General features: G+C 34.1%; 17 protein-coding genes. 13 read left to right on the top strand and 4 right to left on the bottom strand.

The window, feature by feature from the left end; all coding sequences use genetic code 11:
• Positions 1 to 313: 313 nt before the first annotated feature.
• Complete coding sequence (locus H8R24_RS10670; protein ID WP_187018828.1) at positions 314 to 1,258, top strand: tRNA dihydrouridine synthase; 945 nt, start codon at positions 314 to 316, stop codon at positions 1,256 to 1,258.
• 127 nt (positions 1,259 to 1,385) lie between these two features.
• Here the strand turns inward: H8R24_RS10670 and H8R24_RS10675 are convergent, their stop codons facing one another.
• From H8R24_RS10675 to ccsA, 4 genes are all read right to left on the bottom strand, one after another.
• Positions 1,386 to 4,118, bottom strand: coding sequence for a right-handed parallel beta-helix repeat-containing protein (locus H8R24_RS10675; protein WP_187018830.1), 2,733 nt, complete (start codon positions 4,116 to 4,118; stop codon positions 1,386 to 1,388).
• A 71-nt stretch (positions 4,119 to 4,189) separates the two neighbouring features.
• Positions 4,190 to 6,805, bottom strand: a complete 2,616-nt coding sequence (locus H8R24_RS10680; protein WP_187018831.1) for a hypothetical protein — start codon at positions 6,803 to 6,805, stop codon at positions 4,190 to 4,192.
• 214 nt (positions 6,806 to 7,019) lie between these two features.
• The gene (locus H8R24_RS10685; RefSeq protein WP_187018833.1) at positions 7,020 to 7,493 is read right to left on the bottom strand and encodes a T9SS type A sorting domain-containing protein; all 474 of its coding nucleotides are present in this window, start codon (positions 7,491 to 7,493) and stop codon (positions 7,020 to 7,022) included.
• A 228-nt stretch (positions 7,494 to 7,721) separates the two neighbouring features.
• On the bottom strand, positions 7,722 to 10,913 hold the full coding sequence (gene ccsA, locus H8R24_RS10690) for a cytochrome c biogenesis protein CcsA (protein WP_187018835.1): 3,192 nt from the start codon (positions 10,911 to 10,913) through the stop codon (positions 7,722 to 7,724).
• Between the two features lie 198 nt (positions 10,914 to 11,111).
• Between ccsA and H8R24_RS10695 the strand changes: the two genes are divergently transcribed.
• The 12 genes from H8R24_RS10695 (at position 11,112) to H8R24_RS10750 (ending at position 24,019) form a co-directional block, all read left to right on the top strand.
• Positions 11,112 to 11,885 carry a Rossmann-like and DUF2520 domain-containing protein gene (locus tag H8R24_RS10695; RefSeq protein ID WP_187018837.1) on the top strand — a complete coding sequence of 258 codons (774 nt, stop codon included), beginning with the start codon at positions 11,112 to 11,114 and terminating at the stop codon, positions 11,883 to 11,885.
• A complete protein-coding gene (locus tag H8R24_RS10700; RefSeq protein WP_187018839.1) occupies positions 11,869 to 12,396 on the top strand; it encodes a KdsC family phosphatase in 528 nt (175 codons plus the stop codon). The genes H8R24_RS10695 and H8R24_RS10700 overlap by 17 nt, the downstream gene beginning before the upstream one ends.
• Positions 12,397 to 12,468: 72 nt before the next feature.
• Positions 12,469 to 13,401 (top strand): geranylgeranylglycerol-phosphate geranylgeranyltransferase, encoded by a 933-nt coding sequence (locus H8R24_RS10705; protein ID WP_187018840.1) that lies wholly within the window; start codon positions 12,469 to 12,471, stop codon positions 13,399 to 13,401.
• On the top strand, positions 13,388 to 13,972 hold the full coding sequence (locus H8R24_RS10710; protein ID WP_187018842.1) for a Maf-like protein: 585 nt from the start codon (positions 13,388 to 13,390) through the stop codon (positions 13,970 to 13,972). The genes H8R24_RS10705 and H8R24_RS10710 overlap by 14 nt, the downstream gene beginning before the upstream one ends.
• Before the next feature lie 12 nt (positions 13,973 to 13,984).
• Positions 13,985 to 14,515, top strand: coding sequence for a mechanosensitive ion channel domain-containing protein (locus tag H8R24_RS10715; RefSeq protein ID WP_187018844.1), 531 nt, complete (start codon positions 13,985 to 13,987; stop codon positions 14,513 to 14,515).
• 157 nt (positions 14,516 to 14,672) lie between these two features.
• Entirely contained in the window at positions 14,673 to 15,830 is a 1,158-nt protein-coding gene (locus H8R24_RS10720; protein ID WP_187018846.1) for an AI-2E family transporter, read from the top strand.
• 166 nt (positions 15,831 to 15,996) lie between these two features.
• Positions 15,997 to 17,718, top strand: coding sequence for a hypothetical protein (locus H8R24_RS10725; protein ID WP_225876807.1), 1,722 nt, complete (start codon positions 15,997 to 15,999; stop codon positions 17,716 to 17,718).
• A gap of 157 nt (positions 17,719 to 17,875) precedes the next feature.
• Positions 17,876 to 18,184 (top strand): hypothetical protein, encoded by a 309-nt coding sequence (locus H8R24_RS10730; RefSeq protein WP_187018850.1) that lies wholly within the window; start codon positions 17,876 to 17,878, stop codon positions 18,182 to 18,184.
• A 147-nt stretch (positions 18,185 to 18,331) separates the two neighbouring features.
• On the top strand, positions 18,332 to 18,769 hold the full coding sequence (locus tag H8R24_RS10735; protein WP_187018851.1) for a hypothetical protein: 438 nt from the start codon (positions 18,332 to 18,334) through the stop codon (positions 18,767 to 18,769).
• A gap of 161 nt (positions 18,770 to 18,930) precedes the next feature.
• On the top strand, positions 18,931 to 19,497 hold the full coding sequence (locus tag H8R24_RS10740; RefSeq protein ID WP_187018853.1) for a hypothetical protein: 567 nt from the start codon (positions 18,931 to 18,933) through the stop codon (positions 19,495 to 19,497).
• Between the two features lie 147 nt (positions 19,498 to 19,644).
• Entirely contained in the window at positions 19,645 to 22,167 is a 2,523-nt protein-coding gene (locus tag H8R24_RS10745; RefSeq protein ID WP_187018855.1) for a PIG-L family deacetylase, read from the top strand.
• A 124-nt stretch (positions 22,168 to 22,291) separates the two neighbouring features.
• Positions 22,292 to 24,019: a sodium:solute symporter gene (locus H8R24_RS10750; RefSeq protein WP_187018856.1), complete on the top strand. Its 1,728-nt coding sequence runs from the start codon at positions 22,292 to 22,294 to the stop codon at positions 24,017 to 24,019.
• The last annotated feature ends 41 nt before the right edge of the window (positions 24,020 to 24,060 follow it).

Raw genomic sequence — 24,060 nt, forward strand, 5'->3', positions numbered from 1 at the left:
AGGTCATGAGTATCTGTGGTTATAGCTATGTTTTTTTAGACAATATTTGGTCTATACAATAAATGCGTTTGGTATTACTATGTGGTTCCATTTTATATTTAGGAGATTACTATATTTTATACTAAATACACCAATAGGTTAAAACATATAATAATGATCAAACCAGATTTTCATTAGAAAGTCTGGTTTTTTTTATGCTTTATAGTCGCTATACTACTTCCTTAAAAATACTTAAAACCGCTTTAAATAACATTATTGTTAAATGAAACCATAACTCTCTAAAGTATCTTATATTTGCATTTTTAAATATTAGATGAGCTATACCCTACTTTCCTCTCCTTTACAAGGATTTACAGATTTCCGTTTTAGAAATGCACAGAACAAAATTTTTGGCGGAATTGATACTTTTTATGCACCCTACATTCGCTTGAACGGAAAACTCGTTATTAAGTCTTCTTATCAGCGTGATTTATTGCCCGAGAACAATTCATCGTTAGAAGTTATTCCGCAAATTATTACCAATGATGCCGATGAATTTTTGTTTGTTTCTAAATATGTTCAGGAATTAGGCTATAAGGAGTTAAACTGGAATTTAGGTTGTCCTTACCCTATGGTTACTAAATGCGGTATGGGATCTGGATTAATTAAGAACACCGAAAAAATCGAACAGATTTTACATAAAGTGCAAAACGAATCGGATATTATCGTTTCGATGAAAATGCGCTTAGGGTATGAAACTACAGAGGAAATCCTAGATGTATTGCCTATTTTAGAAAAATATGCTGTGAAAAATGTAGCTATACATGCACGACTAGGAAAACAATTGTACAAAGGTGGTGTACATCTAGATGCTTTTCAAACTTGTATAGATCAAAGCAAAGTAAAACTATATTACAATGGTGACATCACATCAGTAGCTAAGTTTCATGAGATGCAAGCTCGTTTCCCTACTATTGACCACTGGATGATCGGTCGTGGTTTGATTGCTGATCCTTTTTTGCCTAGCATGATTAAAAGCAATACGACTGAATATCCTAAAAACAAAATGGAATTGTTTAGTGAATTCCACGAAACCTTATATGCTGGCTACAGTGAATCTTTATCAGGAACGACTCATATTTTGCTGAAAATGCACCATTTATGGGAGTACTTTTCGGTTATTTTTTCAAATCCACATAAGGTGCACAAAAAAATAAAGAAAGCCAATAGCATTCGGAATTACGAAGCTGCGGTGGCTGAGATTATCAAGGCGGGATAGTGTATCTCTAAAAAAACTTAAAAGGTTCAACTAGTACTAGTTGAACCTTTTATTATTGAAAGAAATTCTTACTTCATTTTTATATTTTATTGGATATTGTATTCTATTCAAAATTGAGCATCAAATTCTAATTGGATTTAGTCTTTTTTGATTCACCATTAACACCCAGTCCGTTACTGCTTCCTACTGCTCCATTTTTATTAACATAATTCAAGTTTGAATTAGATGTCTTACCATTTTTTGTAACAACTGTAGTTGTAGATACAGTTAAGTCTGCACTTATAGAATTTGTTAAATACAAAGCATCACTAGCCTGAGTAGCCGTTATTGTAGTCAAACCTGCGCCAACTATCGTAACTGTAGTACCACTAATTGTTGCTACATCAGTATTACTACTAACAAAAGTAAAGTTTCCTGCACTATCTGTACTAGGAGATACAATTTGGAACGAACCATCAAAATAATACTTGGTCATAGCATCAAAGTTAGATAGCATAGGTGTCAGTTGCACTGATTTGGTTCCTATTATTTTTCGACTCTCATTGTCATTAAAATAGATAGTTCCGTTTCTATCATTGTATAATTCATTTCCTGTAAATTCGCCATAGGAAACAATAATCCCCTCTGGAGTTATCGAATTAATTTGTTGTTGACCTGTATTACCATTATATATCACAAAGTATAAATTGTTCATGGCATCTACTGCTAAACTTTGAGGATATATATTGCTACCATAAACATACAGATTTGATATTGTTCCTGTCGATATCAACTTTTTTAGATCGTACGAATTGTTAGTTGGATTATAGTTCACAAAGTATAAATTGCCTAGAGTATCTATTTTCAGGTTTTCAATATATTCATTTGTAGTGTAGAGTTCAGTAATGCTACCGTCAGTAGCAATTTTTTTTATAATCCTTGAATTAGTATTATAATTAGTATTAACAAAATACATAGTACCAAAAGCATCCCCTATTAAATTTTGAAAATAGCCTTCAGTATCGCTAGCTAAAATGGTCACTGTTCCATCAATAGTGATTTTTTTTAGTTCTCGTAAATTGCTTGAATTGTTATTTTGTACAACATATATATTACCTAATATGTCTGTTGTCAAATTTTGCAAATACTCATCATTAGTAGTTAGTAGTACTGATGTTGTTCCATCTGGAGTAATTTTCCTTATTTCATATAAGCTGGTATCGAAATCATAATGAACAAAGTATAAATTATTGTAAGTGTCTGTGGTCAAACTTTGAACATAACCATTTATTGGAGTAAATAAGGTCGAAATTACTTTTTCAGGAGTCAACTTGCCTATTGAAGAATTCCAATTGCTATCATAACTAGTATAGTATAAAGTATGATCGGTAGTTGAAACGAAATTAGAAGGATATTTTAAAGTTGATCCATAATTAAAGTAAGTTATAAAGGGATAAGTAGTATCCTCACAACCATTATAGGGATAAACTCGGACACCAGCTGAGGTGTTGGGACAGAGATCTAAAAAATTAGAAACGCCATCGGCATCATCATCTAAAAATTTTAGATTAATACTATTATTTTGCTGCGTTGTTCCAGCAACATTAAAGGAACCATCATAAATAGAATTGATAACAGGCTTAACAGTTATCATTTCTGCTCCCGAAATTTCACCTGAAATCGGAATTCCTAAAGTATAAACATTCCCATCAACACTAATACTAGTAGGCGTTGAAGAGATTAGGGTAGCATTACCGCCTGTTAACTCTAAATCAAAATCACTCACTTCTAGGGTACCACTTCCAGTATTTGTATTAAAAACTGGTCTACGCATGGTAACGATTAACGTACTTTCTACTACAGCGTGGGTGACAGATGAGATAAAGTTATCTAAAGTATTATTGCTTACTACTGCTGGTGTTCCTGTATAACTAGTTCCATTATTGCTAAAAACATTGTTAGTAATAGTTGTTTTACTATCATATTTATCACTGCCTCCAGGATTAATAACAGTACCTGTATTTCCAGTAAAAGTGTTTCCTTCAAAAAGGGTGTTGTTTGCTGATAAAGTACCTGCCCCAAAAGAAGGAGTATCCCCTATCCAACTGCTAAAATAAAATAATGTCCAGCCAGTGTTATTTGTAAAAGTAGAATTTAATACCTGGTACCTATTTACCCCATAAAAATAACCTATCGGTTGTGTATTGTCAGTAAAAATACAATCATCAATTTTAACATATCTTTGAGTTTGAAAAATGATACCTGTATTGCTAGCGAATGTAGAGCCAGTAACAGTGATTCTGTTGGTGTAATCAGTTACAATATCAGATGTAGTATTTGGAGCAGAACCATAGTCACTCCCAAATAATGTACCACTATTATTTGTAAATGTAGCATTAGAGATCGTTATTGTCGAAGGGTTATTAGTATAGAAAGCATATGATCTAGTATTGTTCACAACATTAATTGCGGTCGCAGTTATAGATGAATTATTGTTGTCTGCTCTAAAAATCGAACCACTAAAAGAGGCATTAGCTGTAAAAGTAATTCCTGATATCGTCAAAGCTGAACCATTATTTACAACAAACATTTTATATAAATCATTCCCAGATAAGGTTAAATCTAGGACTCCCGGCCCTATAATAGTTAAATTACTTGTAATAGTAGGCAAATTAGAAGTCAATGTAATCGTTCCAGTTAAACCCGGACTAAAATCAATCTGATTTATATCTATATCCGCATTTGCTGAACTTATGGCCCATCTTAAACTACCAATACTTCCATCATCGCTCAAATTTGTAACGGTTACATTATTCGGAACAGCAGAGTAAGCATTTGTAATAACAAACAATGCTATTATTAATTTTATAATTTTATACATCCCTATTGTATTTAATGGTACTAATTATTTTATACTGATTCTACACAATGTTATTTATTGTAATCAATTGTTTATGGTGTTTCAGTGTAATAGTCAAACTGAATTCTGTCATTTAGCGATAAATCATAACCACCATTATTTATAGAATTATAAGTCAAAACAGTACCCGCCCAACTATATGATGCATTACTAACTCTTATTCCATTCACAAACATTTTAACTTTACAGTTCCCTGATGGTGCTTTTGATAAATTAAAATCAGTTTGCTCAGCAGTAGCAGAAAACTCATCTGCTATTTCAACAGCAGAAACTTGGACAGCTAAGACACTTCCATCAGCCATTAAATATTGAGAGGAAGTTCCTCCTAATTTTATATAAGAAGCAGCAGCTACATTAGCACTCGTATTTATTAAATTGACATCTGTATTCCCTAACTGAATAGTATTATCTGTTTCTACAATAGCTCCGTAACCTATTGCAGTAGCATTTGATATAGAACTTCCTATAGATGTCGTTCTAGAATCTGTACCTAAAAAGGTATTATTAGATCCTGAAACTAATCCATCTCCAGCGCGCTTACCAACTCCTACATTATTATCTCCTTCAATATCAATCAATGATTGATTTCCAATTCCTGTATTGTTATTTCCTGATGCTATATGAAACATAGTTTCGGCTCCTATTGATGTATTACCACCACCAGTCGTTAGCCCAATCATATTAAAATATCCTACAGCTGTATTGTTGTCAAAAGAAGTTCCTATGTACTCTTTCATCGCAAAAAAACCTATTGCAGTGTTACGAGTTCCATCAGCATTACTAGAACCTAAAGCTCCTGAACCAACAGCTGTATTTTGATCATTTTGTCCTAAACCTTTCCCTATAGTAAGACCATTCGCAGTAATATCATTGTTAAATGTTTTTTCACCTGAGATCGTTTGATTGAATGTTAAGTCAACAAAATTTGTTCCTGCAGTTGAAGTTAAATAAGTAGAACCATCGAGAGTCCCATCTGCTTTCAAAAACTGAGAAGCTGTTCCGTCTTCAACTTTAAAAGATGTCGCTGTTACTGTTCCTGTAAAAGTGGGTGAAGCTAGATTGGCTTTTAAATCCAAATTGCTATTCGTGGCATAACCGCTTAAATCCTGGTCTCCGGTATTAGTTCCCGTAATGGCTGCTAATTTCGTTTTTTCTACTGTCGAATAATCTTCTGTTGACAATCCTTTGTCTCCCTCTTTATCAACTTTTAAATCCAAATTGGTATTTGTGGCATAACCGCTTAAATCTTGATCCCCGGTATTAGTGCCCGTAATAGCTGCTAATTTCGTTTTTTCTACTATCGAATAATCTTCTGATGATAATCCTTTGCCTACTACTTTATCTACTTTTAAGTCTAAAGCCGTTTGCGTGTACGCAGAAACTGGTTTATCAGCATCAGCTGTGTTATCTACATTAGGTAATCCTACCATCGTTTTATCAATCCCCGCTACTGTTCCTGTAAAAGTGGGTGAAGCTAGATTGGCTTTTAAATCTAAATTATAGTTGGTTGCAAAACCACTCAAATCTTGGTCTCCGGTATTAGTTCCCGTAATGGCTGCTAATTTCGTTTTTTCTACTGTCGAATAATCTTCTGTGGACAAACCTTTACCAGCCACTTTATCTACTTTTGAAGCTAAATCTGTGTTAGTAGCATAACCACTCAAATCTTGGTCTCCAGTATTAGTTCCCGTAATGGCTGCTAATTTCGTTTTTTCTACTGTCGAATAATCTTCTGATGACAATCCTTTGCCTACTGCTTTATCGACTTTTAAGTCTAATGCCGTTTGCGTTGCCGCAGAAACTGGTTTATCAGCATCAGCTGTGTTATCTACATTAGATAATCCTACCATTGTTTTATCAATCCCCGCCACTGTTCCTGTGAAAGTGGGCGAAGCTAGATTGGCTTTAGTCAAATCCGCAGCAATTCTATTGTTAATTTCAGTTGTTAATGCAATTGTGTTCTCTTGTGCATCTACGTAATCTTTAACCGCTTTGACTGTTGGATATTTTGTATTTGAGGCTCCATCAACAGCAACATCTACACTCTTATTCGCAAGAATTTCTTTAGTATCCAACGATAATTGAGCTAATTTACTAATCGGTTTTTCTAAATCTGTGGTATTATCTACGTTGTTAACTTCCAAGTTAGTTCTCGCGTCTATCACAGTAGTCGCATTGGTTCCTCCATTTTCTATAGCAACGACACCATTGATATTTTCGGCATTTTGAGCAAATAATGAAAAAGGAACATAATGAAACGGCTGATTGCTAATCTCTACGTAAGTAGAACAACTGCCTTGGGCGTTGATGCTTACTACTAAATTTTTATTCAAAGAGTTCCAAACTATTGTTTTAAAAGAACTTGCATAGCCTCCCGTTTGATTTCCTGATCCTATGATTAAATTAACCATCCCAAATTGATCTGTTTGGGTTTGAATTGTTTCCTGATATTCAACATCCGAAAATTCATCTACAAATTTGAAAAGCATACAAATACTTTGATTCGCCAAAGGAACATTGCGCGTTCCTGCTGCAGCCGACTGGTTTCCTTGCGTATTCATAATTACAGCTTGGTACGTAATGCCCTTTGTTTGTGCATAATTACTAGCCATTACAAAGAATAGTAAAATGATGTATAATTTTTTCATATTGTAAGAAATTAGTTAAAAATCAAAAAAATAAATGGATACTAATGGAACTTCATGTTCCTAAAACAGCTTGATAACCCCACATTTGGAGCATCAATATTTTACTCTTTAATGTATAAGAGTCTATTTATTATGAAAGAATCATAACTATCTATAAGCTGAAAAAAGTAAAAAAAATGTCGAAATGTAAACAGAAAGGAAGCGTAATTTTTTATCATAGTTTTATAATTTTTGTATAATAGCTGAAGGTATCAGTGTATAAATGGACTAAATATGGTGAGGGTATCAACTGTGATAAATCAACGCTTAGTATTGCTTCATCCGCTTTTTTCTCTCCACTAAAAACTAGTCGTCCACCTAAATCAAAAACATGAACTGTAATCATAGTTGAGATAGTCTTAGAAAACTCAAAACTAATTGTGGTGATACAGGGATTAGGATAAGTCTTAGTCGCGATCAAGTCCAGTGCATTACTAGCAATATAGCTACTCCATAGACTTTGTTGAAACCCTTGCATTACTGTAAACTCTTTACTATAATTACCTATAGTACTCTGCTGCCCTATTGTTTGACTAATAACCAGCCCATTGTCTAAGGTTTTTGATTCGCCCTGCGTGGCAATCATTTCATGGTGCAGTACCTGTCCATAAAAAACAGACGACCAGAAAAACAACAACAAATATTTCATCCTGAATACTCTTAAATTAATACTAATTGATATTTTAAAAGTAAACAAGATTTATCACAAAACAAGATTAAAAGCAAAAATAATCGATTAAATACATGATTAAACTAGTTGATGTGTTTTTTTCTTACCAAAAAAACATTGTAAATATTGCACTATTTAGCTCTAAAGCAAAAAAAAGGCCCAACATAACAGTTGGACCTTCTCTTTTATCTTAGCAAAAATTAGCTATTATTTTTTATAGTATTTTCGGTATTTTGGGTAGGCCATAGCTCCTATAAAACTGATGCTTCCTAGTGAATACCAAATCCAACTTAATGAATGTGCTTCTCCGCTAGCGTAGGAATGCAAACCTACTAAATGAAAGTTCACTCCATAATACGTAAATAAGATCGATACAAAAGCAAACATACTCATCAGGTTAAAAATCCATTTCCCTCTTAACGCTGGTACAAAACGGGCATGAATTACAAACGCATAAACCATGATGCTGATCAATGCCCAAGTCTCTTTTGGGTCCCATCCCCAGTAACGACCCCAACTTTCGTTGGCCCATTGACCTCCTAAGAAGTTCCCTATAGTAAGCATAATTAGACCGATTGTCAATGCCATTTCATTGATATAGGTAATTTCTTGAATATTTAAATCCATCTTAGCCTTGTTCTTTTCATTGGTAAAAAAGATCAGTAATAAAGAAACAAATCCTAGAATCATTCCTAATGCAAATGGTCCGTAGCTGGCCACAATAACAGCTACGTGAATCATTAACCAGTATGAATTAAGTACAGGTTGCAGATTAGCAATTTCTGGGTCTAACCAGTTAGCATACGCTGCCATAAAAATCATTGAAGTAACGAAAGAAGCAGAAGCTACCGTCAATTTAGATTTTCTGTCAAATGCCAATCCAAAAAACATGGTTGCCCAAGCAACATATATTATAGCCTCATACGCATTACTCCATGGTGCATGACCTGAAATATACCAACGGGCAATTAATGCTATGGTATGCAAAGCAAAAAAGACACCTATAAGAATATGAAAACCATTTACAGTAACCCGTAAAAACTTTTTATCAAAGAAAATACTGAACAACGTAAATATCAACATGAAAATTCCACCTAGAGCATAACAAAAAAACAATTTAGGAAGTATGTCGTATTTATTATACATAATTTCTAAATCAATTTTATCCTCACTTGGCCTTACTTTGGCTCCAAATTTTTTCTGAAAACCATTTAAACTTTCGACTAAATCATCCGCATTTTTATAGTTACCTGATACCGAAGCGTTATTTAAAGAGCCAAAATACAAAGGCAAAACGCTCTTAGTATACGTAGAATCCATCCCTTTTAATCCTGCTTCGCCTAGCTCTAATGATGAAACCCATTTATTTGTAGGATCATTAGGGATTGGAAAAATCTTTAATATTCTTCCGCTCAAGGCCGATTCCATTAAATTTACTTTCTTGTCGGTCTCAATAAAGTCTTTTTCAAACTGATTGGGATTTGCTGCCTTGTAAGCAGCATCTAAATAAGGAGATAATTTATAATTTCCTTTTTCGTCAAAGAAAGCTATAAACGGAGCATTAACAATTTTTGAATCTACTCCTATTATTTTACGAATACTATCATTTCCTTCTCTTAAATAGATTAAGGGAATCTCAATCCACAATTGTGCATATTGCGACATGGATAAGAAAACTTGATCCGGATTCATTCCTTTATAAGAGTTAGAATGACTCACCTTTCTTAATAACTCGGATGAGAAAGTGTTTACGGGTTTCATTCTTCCGCCAGCATCCTGAATCACTAAACGTCCAAATTTAGCCGCATGCTCTTCTTTAACCTTGAATTTATTTAACAATGAATCCAATTGTTTTTCAGTAGGTGCCACTCTGGTGTGTGCAGTTCCCTCTGCATGATCTGCATGATTTCCGTTTGCATCATGATCATGATTGTGTGCCTGTGAAAAACCACTCATACTTATCATCAATACAAGAATAGTAAGCAGTTTCGATTTTTTAGTTTTTACCACTTCTAATTTTCTTTTTAAATCTGTAAAACGAGAATGCTTTGTAAACATGATAGCCATCATTGCAAAAAACAACATAAAGTATCCTGCATAGGTAATTCCTGTTCCCCAGAAATCATGGTTTACAGATAAAACTGTTCCTTTCTCATCTGGATCAAATGAGGATTGAAAGAAACGATAACCTCTATGATCTAGTACATTATTCATAAAAATTCTAGCGTCAAAGTTTCCTGTACTATCTTGTACAGTTACCTTACTTTCAAACGAGGAATAACTTTTCTCTGTTCCTGGATATTTTTGAGCGATAAAATCATTTAATTTTACTTTAAAAGGCAATACATACGCTTTGCTACCGTAGAAAAAGCTATAATCGATAGCGCCAATTCTAACTGTTTTGGCCTCACCTATTTTTCCTTTTGATCCTGTAATGGTAACTTCTTTCTCTTGTCCTTCGGCTTTTACTTTTATTACTAAAGCATCATCATGCGTTTTTGCTTTAAAATCATTATTCGACTCATAAGCAATTACTCCTTTTACTGGTTGATCAGGAAAAACAAAACGTTTTTCACCAATGCTGTAAAGCGAACGCATCATTAATGGTTGCACAATATCCTTAGTAACTGTACCCTGAAGCTTATCAGCCATTCGCATAAAATTACCTTCAAATGGTGTTTGAATCGTAAATTCAGCGCCAGTTGTATTGATATTTATAGCGCCCTCAGTAGGTTTATTAAGTGCAAAAAGTACATTGTGAATATTTTGAACCTCTCCTGATTTCAAGAAATGCTCTTCACGACCTCCATCACCAGCTTCTACTAATTTTAGGTATTGAACGCCTTTGGGATCTGGTTTTACATATTCCTTAGCCCCCATGATATAATTTTCATATTCTACCTCAAATGGCGTATCTGCAAATTTATCTGAAATTGAAAAATGATTATTAGTAACCGGCGATAACAATAATGGTTGTTCAAAAACACGGCGTTTCATTTCCCCTTTATACTCACCATCTACAAAAACGGTAAGGAATGTTTTATCGGAATAAAATTGATTTTCTGCCGCTCCTTCGCGTATGGGCATCATTCCTTCATAGCTGATATAACGAGTTACGAAAGCTCCTAACAAAATAAATATAAACGCTAAATGCAGCATTAAAGTTGCCCATTTTTCTTTTTTCAATAATTGATAGCGTTTTATATTTCCAATGAAATTGATCATAAAAAACACCATTATTACCTCAAACCACCAACTGTTGTAAATTAAAATTCGAGCTGTATCTGTATTGTATTTACTTTCGATGAAAGTCCCTGCACCCATTGCTATTGCAAATGAGATAAAAAGGAGTGCCATAAGTCGAGTAGAAAACAAAAAGGAGAATAATTTTTTATTCATTTGTAAAGAATTACGATTTTATAAAAGTCCGACAAAAGTACTTAAAATTGTTGACTTGTTTATTTGTACAATTGTTAATTTAATCAAAAATTAAGGCTTTTAATCGCAAGTAAACAATTGTATTTTATGGTTTTTTTGTTCAAAATGTATCCACAGAATAGTTGCATGGTCTTTAAAAAAAAATGCTAATTTTGCCAAATGGTTAAAGTTATTATAATTGGTTCTGGAAATGTAGCGCAACATTTGATAAACGCACTTTTAAAATCTCAAAAAAATGGAGACCCAATCGACTTGGTTCAGGTTTTTTCGCGCAAAGCGGCATCTTTAAATGGATTGATCGAATCTTCCAAAATTGCCACTAATTACAATCAATTAGTCCATGCTGACCTATACATTATTGCCGTTTCTGATGATGCAATTGCTGCTGTTTCAAATCAACTGCCTTTTAAAAATCGTTTAGTAGTGCACTGTTCTGGTAGTTTTCCTTTGGGAAAATTAAACAATAGTAATCGAAGAGGAGTTTTTTACCCCTTGCAAACTTTTACTAAAAACAAGGAAATCGATTTTAAAACCATTCCAATTTGCTTGGAAAGCGAAACGGCAACTGACTATAAATTACTTGAAAAAGTAGCGCAATTCATATCGGGTAAAGTTTTCCCTATTAATTCTGAGCAACGAAAAGCCTTGCATGTTGCAGCCGTTTTTGTGAATAATTTTACCAATCATTTGTACCAAATAGGGAGTGATATTTGCAACGAACATCAAGTCCCTTTTGAAATCTTGGCACCATTAATTGAGGAAACCGCTCAAAAAATAAGCAGTTTATCTCCTGCAGCAGCGCAAACTGGTCCTGCAAAACGAGACGATAAAAACACGATCCTTGCACATGAAAACTTGCTAACGGACGAAAATCAACTTAAAATTTATAAAATACTAACACAATCTATACAAGAAAATGGCAAAAAGTTATAAAGAATTAATGAATGATATTACAACATTTATATTTGATGTTGATGGCGTACTTACTGATAGTTCTGTATTTGTAACTACCGAAGGTGAAATATTAAGAACCATGAATATTCGTGACGGTTATGCCATGAAAGCAGCCGTAGAAAGTGGCTATAATGTATGTATTATATCAGGGGGAAGCAATGAAGGTGTTCGCGTACGCTTGCGCAACTTAGGGATTACAGACATTCATTTAGGCACACCAGATAAAGTAGAAACTTTTAAAGAATATACTGAATTATACAACATTAACCCTGAGCAAGTATTGTACATGGGTGATGATATCCCTGACTATCATGTAATGAAATTAGTAGGATTGCCTACTTGTCCTCAAGACGCTAGTCCAGAAATTAAAACAATTTCGACTTACATCTCCCATAAAAATGGAGGAAAAGGAGCCGCTCGTGATGTCATTGAACAAGTGATGAAAGTACAAGGAAAATGGATGGCTTATTTTGATGGACAACACGATTAATTCGTGTTTGACTTTGTGATACGCATTTGAAATAAATTCGAATAAAAACAATCTGATTCCACACCTACAACTATGAATTTTCTAAAACTGATACGATTTCAAAACTTGTTAATGCTTGCTTTTATGCAAATGGTTTTTAGATATGGTTTTTTGAAATTGCAAAATATCCCTTTGGCTCTAGCTGATTGGCAATACTTCTTACTCGTATTAAGCACCGTTCTAATTGCAGCCGCAGGCTATGTGATCAATAATATTTTTGATCAAGATACTGATATTACTAACAAACCAAACGCCGTAATTGTAGGTAAAACTATTTCGGAAACGGCAGCATATAATATGTATGTTGCGCTCAATGTTTCGGGTGTAGCCATTGGTTTTTACATCTCAAACTCCATTCAAAAACCGGGATTTGCAGTTGTTTTTATTTTAATCGCTACCCTACTCTATATTTATGCTACCAGCTTAAAACAAATTATGGTAATTGGCAATATTCTAGTCGCATTATTACTGTCTTTTAGCATTTTAATCATTGGTGTTTTTGACTTATATCCTGTTGTAACCCCTTCTAATAAACCAGTTATAGCTGTGTTTTTTTCGATCATTCTTGATTATGCCATATTTGCTTTCTTCATTAATTTTATTCGAGAAATCATTAAAGACTTAGAAGATTATGATGGCGATTATAGCCAAGGAATGAGAACTCTGCCTATCGTATTAGGGATCTCTATGACCACCAAACTTGTATTTGCATTGAGCTTCGTTCCCTGTATCGCTTTGCTTTATTACATCAACAATTATTTCATGGCTAATAATTTGTTTATAACAGCTTTTTATGCCTTAGTATTTATTCTTGCGCCCATTATCTTTTTTACAGTCAAAACTTGGACCGCTACTACTAAAGATGATTTTAAAAAACTGAGTGCACTTTTAAAGTGGATCCTGTTTTTTGGAATTTTGTCTATATTAATTATTACACTAAATATAAAATACAATGCTGCAACATAAACTGCATAAATACAAGCTGATACTCGCATCAGGTTCTCCTAGAAGACAACAATTTTTCAAAGATTTAGAATTGGATTTTGAAATTCGATTAAAAGAAATTGAAGAGGTTTTCCCTCTAGAATTGCAATCAGGTCAAATTACCGACTATTTAGCACAATTAAAAGCAACTGCTTTTGATGGCGAATTAGCCGACAATGAAATCTTAATCACGAGCGATACCATTGTTTGGCATAACAATAAAGCATTAGGTAAGCCAAAGGATAAAGATGATGCATTTACTATTTTAAAATCCTTGTCTAATGATACTCATGAAGTAATCACATCGGTATGTTTTAAGACCAATGCCAAAACAGACGTGATCACAGAAACGACCAAAGTAACCTTTAACGCCATCACTGACGAAGCTATCTTGTACTACATTGATCACTACAAACCTTATGATAAAGCAGGAGCTTATGGAATTCAAGAATGGATTGGTTTTATAGGCGTGTCAAAAATTGAAGGTTCGTATGCCAATGTAATGGGGATGCCCGTTGATAAAGTATACGAATATTTGAGTAACTTAGCCTAAAAACACCTAGCTATGACTTTTTTTAATGATTTTATAAGAGAAGTAATTGAAACTGGAATTCTTTTATTTGTGTACTTTATGATGCGCATTTTAGTTTCTAAGTTGGTACGTCGTTTTGCTGCCATTACGCACCGCATTGAGCATCGCACCAATCTGGTGATAAAATACATCAACCTGCTCTCGACTATTCTCGCGATCATTGCCCTAACCTTAATTTGGGGTGTACAGGCGAAGGATATCATTATTGCTGTTTCATCCATTACTACAATTGTAGGAGTTGCGATGTTTGCCCAATGGTCTATATTAAGTAATATCACATCGGGTATTATTTTGTTTTTTTCTTTCCCTTTTAAAATTGGAGATGTAATTCGCATTCATGACAAAGATTTTCCAATTATTGCCGAAATTGAAGATATCAGAGCTTTTCATGTTGCACTGATCACCAAAGAAGGAGAAATCATCATTTATCCTAACAACCTTCTTTTTCAAAAAGGAATTTCGATCATGAAAACTCACTTTGAAGACATTGATTTTACAGATTAAAAAAGTATCCCCCATTATTTGCTATAAAATATGGCAATTCTATAAAAAAATAAATCAAACCTATAATCGTAAGTTGTACAAAAAACATCACATTTGCTTGTGGGACATTTAAGAAATTACAGTGCCATTTATTGTTTATTTTTAATCCATTTGAAGTATGAAAAACACCGTACAATATCCTTTTTATATCCGCCTTAGTTGTACACTGCTAAGCATTATCAGTATTGGTTACATCTTTTTTATTGGAGAAAGTATCATAATCCCTGTTTTGCTTGCCTTTCTTTTTGCTGTTCTTTTACTGCCAATAGCGTCTTTTTTGAATTCAAAAATGCGTCTGCCTAATGCCATAGCTGTATCCATTACTGTCCTATTTTTCGTTTTGTCTATCATGGCGATATTAGCATTTATATCCTATCAAATTAGTGATATTGCTAGTGATTTTGAAGGGATTAGAAAAAACATCAATATTTTCGTCTCGGACATTCAGGGCTATATTAGAACCAACTTTAAAGTAAGCCTATGGGAACAAAAAAAATACTTAGAAGATGTTACTGAAAACTCTGTAAAAAAAGGAAAAGAAAGCATTGGCACTACCTTGCTTTCTGTTACTGATATCATCATGAACCTTGCACTAATTCCTATCTATATCTTTTTAATTTTACTGTATAGAAAGCATTTTGTTCAGTTTTTAATACAATTAATTCGTGTAGAATTTCACAATACCTTGTCCGTTATTTTGATTCAAATAAAAGAAGCGATTCAAAATTATATTATTGGGCTGATTATAGAAATGATAGTTGTATCAATATTGACCAGCATCGGACTCTATTTTATTGGTGTGCAATACTATATTTTATTAGGTATCATTACAGGAATACTAAACCTAATCCCGTATATCGGTATTTTAATTGCCGGTGTTTTAACCTTTTTGGCTTCCTTAACTGGTACGCCTGATCTTTCCATTATTGTGGGTGTCATTGGAGTGAATGTTATCGTTCAATTGATTGACAATAACATTCTCGTTCCTTTAATCATCAATACCAAAGTACAAATAAATGCCATTGTATCGATCATAGGAATTATAATTGGCGGAGCGGTAGCTGGCGTTTCGGGAATGTTTTTAGCTATTCCTATTTTGGCAATTCTAAAAATTATTTTTGATCAAATCGAGTCATTAAAACCTTGGGGCTATTTAATGAGCGATAACTTACCCAAAAATGTAGTCTGGGAACAGCAGCAGGCTGAAACTGAAGTCTCATCAGACCCTATCATTTCAAATGAAAATGACACAATCGATGAAAATAATGCTGAATAAGACTTCGGTACCATTTCAAATACGCCGGTTACACCCACATTTACTTTCTTAAATTAAATATGTATTAATGGGTACAAAACATAGAATGGTCCTATTTTTTTTGCTAGTTATTAGCTATCAAAATTCTTTCTCCCAAATTAAAAAAACGGAAAAAGATAGTGCTGCTATGTATACAAAAATACAAACCTATTCTAAGAAGCATCCGATAACTAAATTACTGCATCGCGTCATATTTAGACCCTCGAAAGTTAGAAGTACCAAAACTGAACCCATCCAAAAACACCTAGAAGGTATTGATGGAAAAATCATCCGTACTATCAAAATTGTTACACTTGACCCCTTTGGTTACTCGGATAAAGATACCTTGCAAACTCCCTCTAAATGGTCTGAAAGAGCCGGTAATACTTTACACCTAAAAACGAAGGAATTCGCCGTTAAAAACGCGCTACTATTCAAGAAAAACAAACCTTATGATGCCTTCGAAATTCAAGAATCGGAACGTATTTTAAGAGCACAGCGTTTTGTGAATAGAGTAAATATTACTGAACGACTTGTGGGCAAGGGCAATGATTCGGTTGATGTATATGTACGTGTGCTAGATTCATGGAGTTCTGTACCTAAATTTGAAATAACCGAATCGCGAGTGGCAGCTGGTCTCAATGAAAACAACTTTTTGGGTTCTGGACATCGCTTAGATTATCGCTTTACAAACCGCTTTAGCGATGGGAAAAATGCCAATGAGCTCGCCTACACTGTTCCCAATTTCAAAAATACATTTATTAAAACACGTCTAAATTACCAAATTGACTTGGATAATAACTATTCAAAAAAAATAGAAATCGAACGTCCTTTTTATTCGCCATTGACAAAATGGGCTGGAGGTATTGCTCTAGAACAACTTTTTAGAAGAGATACTATTCAAGGGCTAGATTTATTATATGCTAAGCAAAATTTTAAATACAGCAGTCATGATTTTTGGCTGGGGAAAGCCATGAATATTTCCAAAGATGACACTATCAACAATAAAACAACCAATCTAGTTTTGACAACAGGCTTTACAGCACGTAATTATATCGAAAGCCCAACTGTTGCTTACGATCCACTGCATTATTATTCGAATGAAAAAACAATATTGCTAGGAATCGGAATCAATAATAGAGAGTTCGTTGAAGACCAATATATTTTTAAAAACGGAATTATCGAAGATGTCCCTGTTGGACAAATTTTTGGTATTACAACGGGATATCAGTACAAAAACAAGGATTGGCGTGCTTATCTAGGTGGGCAAATTTCGTTTGGTAACTATTACAAATGGGGATTTTTAAGTACCAATTTAGAATTAGGAACCTTCTTTAACCAGTCTAAAACCGAGCAAACTGCGATCTCTTTTCAGGCCAATTATTTTACGCATTTAATGAGAATTGGTAATTGGAAAATAAGGCAATTCATCAAACCACAACTTCTTGTAGGGATCAACCGCATGAATACTACTGCTGACCAGCTTACCATAAACGAAAACTTTGGGCTCCCTGGATTCAATAGTCCTATTTATGGTACCAATAAAATGATCCTTACTTTACAAACACAATCCTACGCTCCCAAAGATATAGGAGGTTTTAGGATTAATCCCTATTTAAACTACACGATTGCTATTCTAGGAAACAGTTTAAGCTCTACTCAAAAAAACAAAGGATACTCTAAAATTAGCGCTGGAGTAATTATTAGTAATGATTTCTTAGTCTTTAGCGCTTTTCAATTTTCTATTTCCTACTATCCTACTATTCCCTTTGAAGGCGATAATGTTTTTAGAACTAATGCCTTTCAAACTACTGATTTTGGCTTTCAAAATTTCGAATTGGCTAAACCAAAGACAGTCTCTTTTAAATAAAAAACACTATACACCTTACTTACAAAAACTTATGATTTAAATCACTTTGTGTTTAAGTGTGAATGTTACAATCTATACCACTAATTACACAATCTTATTTTTGAGTTTAGTACTACCTTTATACTAAGAAAAAAAGTAAACTTAAAAAACTAAAAAAATGAAAAAACTACACTTTTATTGCATCATGATTCTTTTATCATTCAGTGTTACTACTACCACTGCATATGCAGCCGACAAACATGCTACTACAACTACTAAAGAAGTTCCTGCAGAAGTTCAAACCATGCTAGACCGTTTAGAAGAAATAAAGGACATGGATAAATCATCCCTAAAATCATCTGAAAAAAAAGAGCTCAGAAAAGAAGTTCGAGCCATAAAGCAAAACTTAAAATCAAGTGGACACGGCATATACCTATCAGTAGGAGCCATTATTATCATCATTCTATTATTAATTTTATTATTATAATAGTTTTATCATAAACAGTGAAAAAATACGAACACACTTAATTTGTTCGACTAGTAATTTCCTTAAATTACTGTTAACACAACGGTTTTGACACCATAGTTGGTTTTAGCAATCCGTAGTAAAAATGCAACATTAAAAACAGAAAAAATGAAAACAATAAAATTAATTGCCATTGGAATATTCTTTTTGGTAACAAGCGCAACTCAAGCTCAAGTATCAGTAAACGTAAATATAGGAAGTCCGCCATCATGGGGTCCAGCAGGATATGCCAATGTTGACTACTATTACATTCCTGATGTTCAATCCTATTATGATATACAAGCTTCTCAATTTATTTATTTTGGAAACGGTCGATGGATTAGATCTAGAAATTTACCCGGACAGTATAGAAACTATGATTTATACAATGGTTATAAAGTAGTGCTAAACGATTATCATGGAAGAACACCTTATACCTATTACAAGCAACACAAAGTGAAATATTACAAAGGGTATAAAGGTAAACCTCAAAAATCAATAGGAAACAAACATGATAATGGAAATAAAGGAAATAAAGAAAAATCACATGGAAAGAATAAACATTAATTTCCTTTCCTAATAACATGAAGAGGCTGTCCGAAAAGACAGCCTCTTCTTTTTTTTAAAATCCAATTAAACCTTTCCAAAATCATTGTGGCACAGTTGTTGGTTTTACAGTAGTAAGGATCTACACACTGCAACAAATATTAATTAAAAATATAGAAAATATGAAAACTTTAAAACTAATCGCTGTAGGGATTATATTGCTCTTATCGAGTACTACACAAGCCCAAGTATCTGTGAATGTCAATATAGGAAGAGCTCCTGCTTGGGGACCATCAGGATACTCAAATGTTGATTTTTACTATTTACCAGAAGTACAAGCCTACTATGATATTCGTGCCTCTTTGTTTGTTTATTTTGGCAACGGAAGATGGATTAGATCTCGTTACTTACCAAGACAGTATCGAAATTATAACCTGTACAACGGTTATAAAGTTGTTCTAAATGGTTACCACGGAAATAGACCTTATGCGCATTTTCATAACCATAAAACGAAATACAATAAAGGACATCGATTTGAACGCCAAAGAGCAATCGGTTATAGAACGGATAATAACAGAAGATCTGGAAACCGTAACTACAATCAAGATCGAAGATATGTCCAAAATAGAAGCTATAAAGAAAGTAATAGAAAGTCAAACAACTATAAAAACAGACAGTATAGTAAAAATGAAAAACGTGGAAGTGGACATGAAAAAGCCAACAATAACCGAAACAATAGAAGAGATTAAACCTAACATTGATCTTAAAAATAGAGCATCTTAACCGATGCTCTATTTTTTTTGTATCCTAATTTTTGGTTAAGAAAACTAAAAAACAATAAAATGAAAAATTTATTATTGTTACATTTGAGCTTATTGTAAATTAATTTCCAGAAAATGATTCCAAATAAATCTATTTTATCCCTACTCTTTCTCTTTTTATTTCAAATACTTTTAGCACAAAAACCTCAAAAACCAAGCTCGGTTGAAATATACAATCAAATTGAAAAACTCAATTTCCTGGGTTCAGTGCTGTATATAGCCGCACATCCTGATGATGAAAACACACGACTAATTTCGTATTTATCGAATGATACTAAGGCTCGAACAGGTTATCTTTCACTAACTCGTGGCGATGGAGGTCAAAATTTAATTGGGCCACAACTGCGCGAATTATTAGGAGTTATACGCACACAAGAATTGATCGAAGCTAGAAAAATAGATGGTGGTGAACAGTTTTTTTCTAGGGCTAATGATTTTGGTTTCTCCAAGAACCCTGATGAGACTTTACAAATATGGGACAAAGAAAAAGTGCTTTCGGATGTAGTATGGGCTATTAGAAAATTTCAACCGGATGTCATTATCAATCGCTTTGATCACCGCTCACCGGGGACTACCCACGGTCATCATACTTCATCGGCCATGTTAAGCACCGAAAGTTTTACTAAAACGAACGATCCGTCTGTATTTCCAGATCAGTTAAAACTTGTAGATCCATGGCAGGCCAAACGCCAATTTTTTAATACATCTTGGTGGTTTTATGGTAGCAAAGAAAAATTTGACGCCGCAAATAAATCCAAACTAGCCACCATTCAAACAGGGGTTTATTATCAAAATTTAGGGAAATCAAACCAAGAAATCGCTGCTTTGAGTAGAAGTAGTCACCAATCACAAGGTTTTGGAAGTACAGGAAGCCGAGGTGAGGACACCGAATATCTGGAGCTCATAAATGGCGAACCTTTAAAAGACAACACCAATATCTTTGAAGGGATCGATACTAGCTGGAACCGTGTAAAAGGTGGTAAACCTATTGGTGATCTACTAACAACTATTGTGGCTTCTTATAACTTTTCTAATCCTTCGGCTAGTGTACCAAACTTAGTTAAAGTCTATCAAATGATTCAAACTTTAGACAAAAATCATTGGAAAACAGTAAAAACAGAGGAACTTAAAAAAATTATAGCAGCTTGCTCTGGTTTGTACCTTGAAGCTGTAGCGCAAGAGCAGGAAGCAACGCCTGGAAGTACAATCAGTCTTAAACTGGAAGCTGTTAATAGAAGCGCTGTACCGATGCAGTTAGTTAGCGTGCTAACTTTACCTGAACAAAAATCAACAGCTCAAAACAAAGATTTAAAAAACAATAATGTAGAAAACATCAATCTAAGTTTGCAATTACCTGTAAACATTGATTACACCCAGCCCTACTGGCTCAAAGAAAAAGGAACAGTAGGTATGTATGCCGTAAATGATCAAAAAAACATCGGTATTCCAGATGTTATACGTGAAGTAAAAGTGGTTTTCAATGTTGCGATCAATGGAGTCGAAATCCCATTTGACCGCACAGTTGTCTACAAATACAATGACAATGTAAAAGGCGAAATGTACAATTATCTCGATATCGTTCCTGAGGTTACTACTAGCATTATCAATAAAGTTGCCCTTTTTAACAATGCGAACCCTAAGGCAGTAGCGGTTAAAGTTAAAGCTGGAAAAGACAATATTAAAGGTGATTTACGACTAGAATTACCCAAAAACTGGATCGTTACTCCAGCGTCTATTCCGTTTGTATTAGACAAAAAAGGGAGCGAAAAAACAGTCTATTTTGACGTAAGTCCACCCAAAGAACCTTCTGAAGTTACAGCCAAAAGCATTGCTACCATTGACAATAAAGCATATGATACTGATCAAGTAGTTATTGACTACAATCACATTACTAAGCAACAAGTTCTAGCACCTGCAGAATCTAAATTCATCAAAATGGACTTAAAAATAGAAAACCTAAAAATAGCCTACATTATGGGGGCTGGTGATGAAGTTCCTTCGAGTTTAACTCAAATGGGCTACACTGTTATTCTATTAAATCCTGAAGAAATATCCGCTAAAAAACTAGAACTTTTTGATGTCGTTATTACTGGAATACGCGCTTACAATACCGTTCAAGTGCTTGCTAATAAGCAAAAAATACTCTTTGATTTTGTAAAAGACGGAAAAACAATGCTGGTACAATACAACACGCCTGATTTGATTGCGGATGTAGCTATTGCCCCTTTTCCATTAAAAATTTCTCGCGATCGTGTGACCGAAGAAAATGCAAAAGTAAAATTCCTAGCACCCGATCATCGCATCTTGAACTACCCTAATAAAATAACTACAACCGACTTTGAAGATTGGACACAAGAACAAGGATTATACTATCCTAGTGAATACGATACAGCCTTCACTCCTATCTTGTCATCACATGATCAAGGCGAATCCTCAAAAGATGGAGCCGTACTTGTTGCTCCCTACGGAAAAGGATACTATATTTATACAGGACTTAGCTTTTTTAGAGAATTACCTGCGGGCGTATCAGGAGCATACCGATTAATATCAAATATGATCTCGTTGAAAAACCCAAAAATACTTCCCGAACAAAAATAAAATCATAGTACTATGGAAACAAAAAAAGTAAAAAAATGGAAAAAAAATTATACCTGGGTGCTTGTCGCAAATGCCATTTATATTTTGATCTTTTATATAATAATGAAATTATACTCTTAAAAATATGCAACTATTCGACTGGATTGTACTAATTGTAACCTTGCTCTTTATTGTAATATATGGGGCTTGGAAAACTAAAGGAAGTAAAAACGTTGAGGATTTTATCCTGGGTGGAAATGAAACACCATGGTATATGGTAGGACTTTCGGTCATGGCTACCCAAGCCAGTGCCATTACTTTTCTATCAACTCCGGGACAAGCGTACCATGACGGAATGGGTTTTATCCAATTCTATTTTGGTTTACCTATTGCTATGGTCGTGATTTCTTTGACCTTTATACCTATTTACCATAAGTACAAAGTGTACACAGCTTATGAATACCTCGAAAAAAGATTTGATTTAAAAACCCGTTCCCTTGCCGCAATACTTTTCTTGTTTCAAAGAGGTCTTGGAACTGGATTAACAATTTATGCACCAGCTATTATTTTGTCGGCTATATTAGGATGGAACCTTACTTATATGACCATCGCTATTGGTGCTCTGGTAATTATATACACCTACTCAGGTGGTACAAAAGCAGTAAACGTAACTCAAAAACAACAAATGTTTGTGATCATGTCGGGGATGTTTATTACTTTTTTCCTGATTTTGCATTTTTTACCAAACGAAATGACTTTTAGCAATGCCCTGCATATCGCTGGCGCAAATGATAAAATGAATATCGTGAATTTCTCTACTGATCCAGAAGAAAAATATACGTTTTGGAGCGGAATAACCGGTGGTTTTTTCTTAGCCTTGGCTTATTTTGGTACAGATCAATCACAGGTTGGACGTTATTTATCTGGAAAATCAGTACGTGAAAGTCAGATGGGATTGATCATGAACGGACTTTTAAAAGTACCTATGCAGTTCTTCATTCTTTTAACTGGAGTAATGGTTTTTGTTTTTTTCCAATTCAATCCTGTTCCTTTAAACTTCAATCCGAACAACAAAGTAACGATCGAAAAATCAAAATACAAAGACGAATATCACGGCTTAGAGAAACAACTCGAAGCATTATCCGAGGATAAAAAAGTCATCAATTTGCTATACATTGATCAGCTGAATCAAGATTATGACAACCCTATTCTTAGAAAAGAACTCGTTACCTTATCATCTAAAGAAAAAGATTTAAGAGAACGCGCCAAAGAAATCATTCTAAAAGCCGATCCCAAAAGTGAAACCAATGACAAGGATTACGTCTTCTTTCATTTTATCCTTAATTACCTCCCTAAAGGCCTAATCGGACTATTATTAGCTGTTATCATCTCAGCAGCGATGTCATCTACGGCTTCGGGACTAAATGCACTGGCATCTACAACAGCTATTGATATTTATAAGAGAAATCTAAAAGAAGAAAAATCAGATAAGCATTATTTGAATGCTACTAAGTTTTTTACCGTATTATGGGGGATTATAGCCATCGTGTTTGCTACTGTAGCGAACCTATTTGACAATTTAATCCAAATGGTAAACATAATAGGATCGCTATTCTACGGTACCGTACTTGGTATATTCCTTGTGGGGTTCTATATTAAATACGTAAAAGCAAAAGCCATTTTTTTCAGTGCTTTAATTAGCCAGAGTGCCATCTTTTTTATCTATTATTTTGCCATTCACATCTACCCTAGTGGCGAGGAAAAACTAGGCTATTTATGGCTCAACTTCCTTGGAGCAATGTTAACGATCATTCTGTCCTTGATCATGCAAGCAACGCTATTTAGAAAAGACAAAGAAGAAATTCTTGCATAAACAAAAATCCCGTTTCACAATCAATGTGAAACGGGATTTTT

Source organism: Flavobacterium muglaense, from assembly GCF_014305155.1.
Lineage (GTDB): Bacteria > Bacteroidota > Bacteroidia > Flavobacteriales > Flavobacteriaceae > Flavobacterium > Flavobacterium muglaense.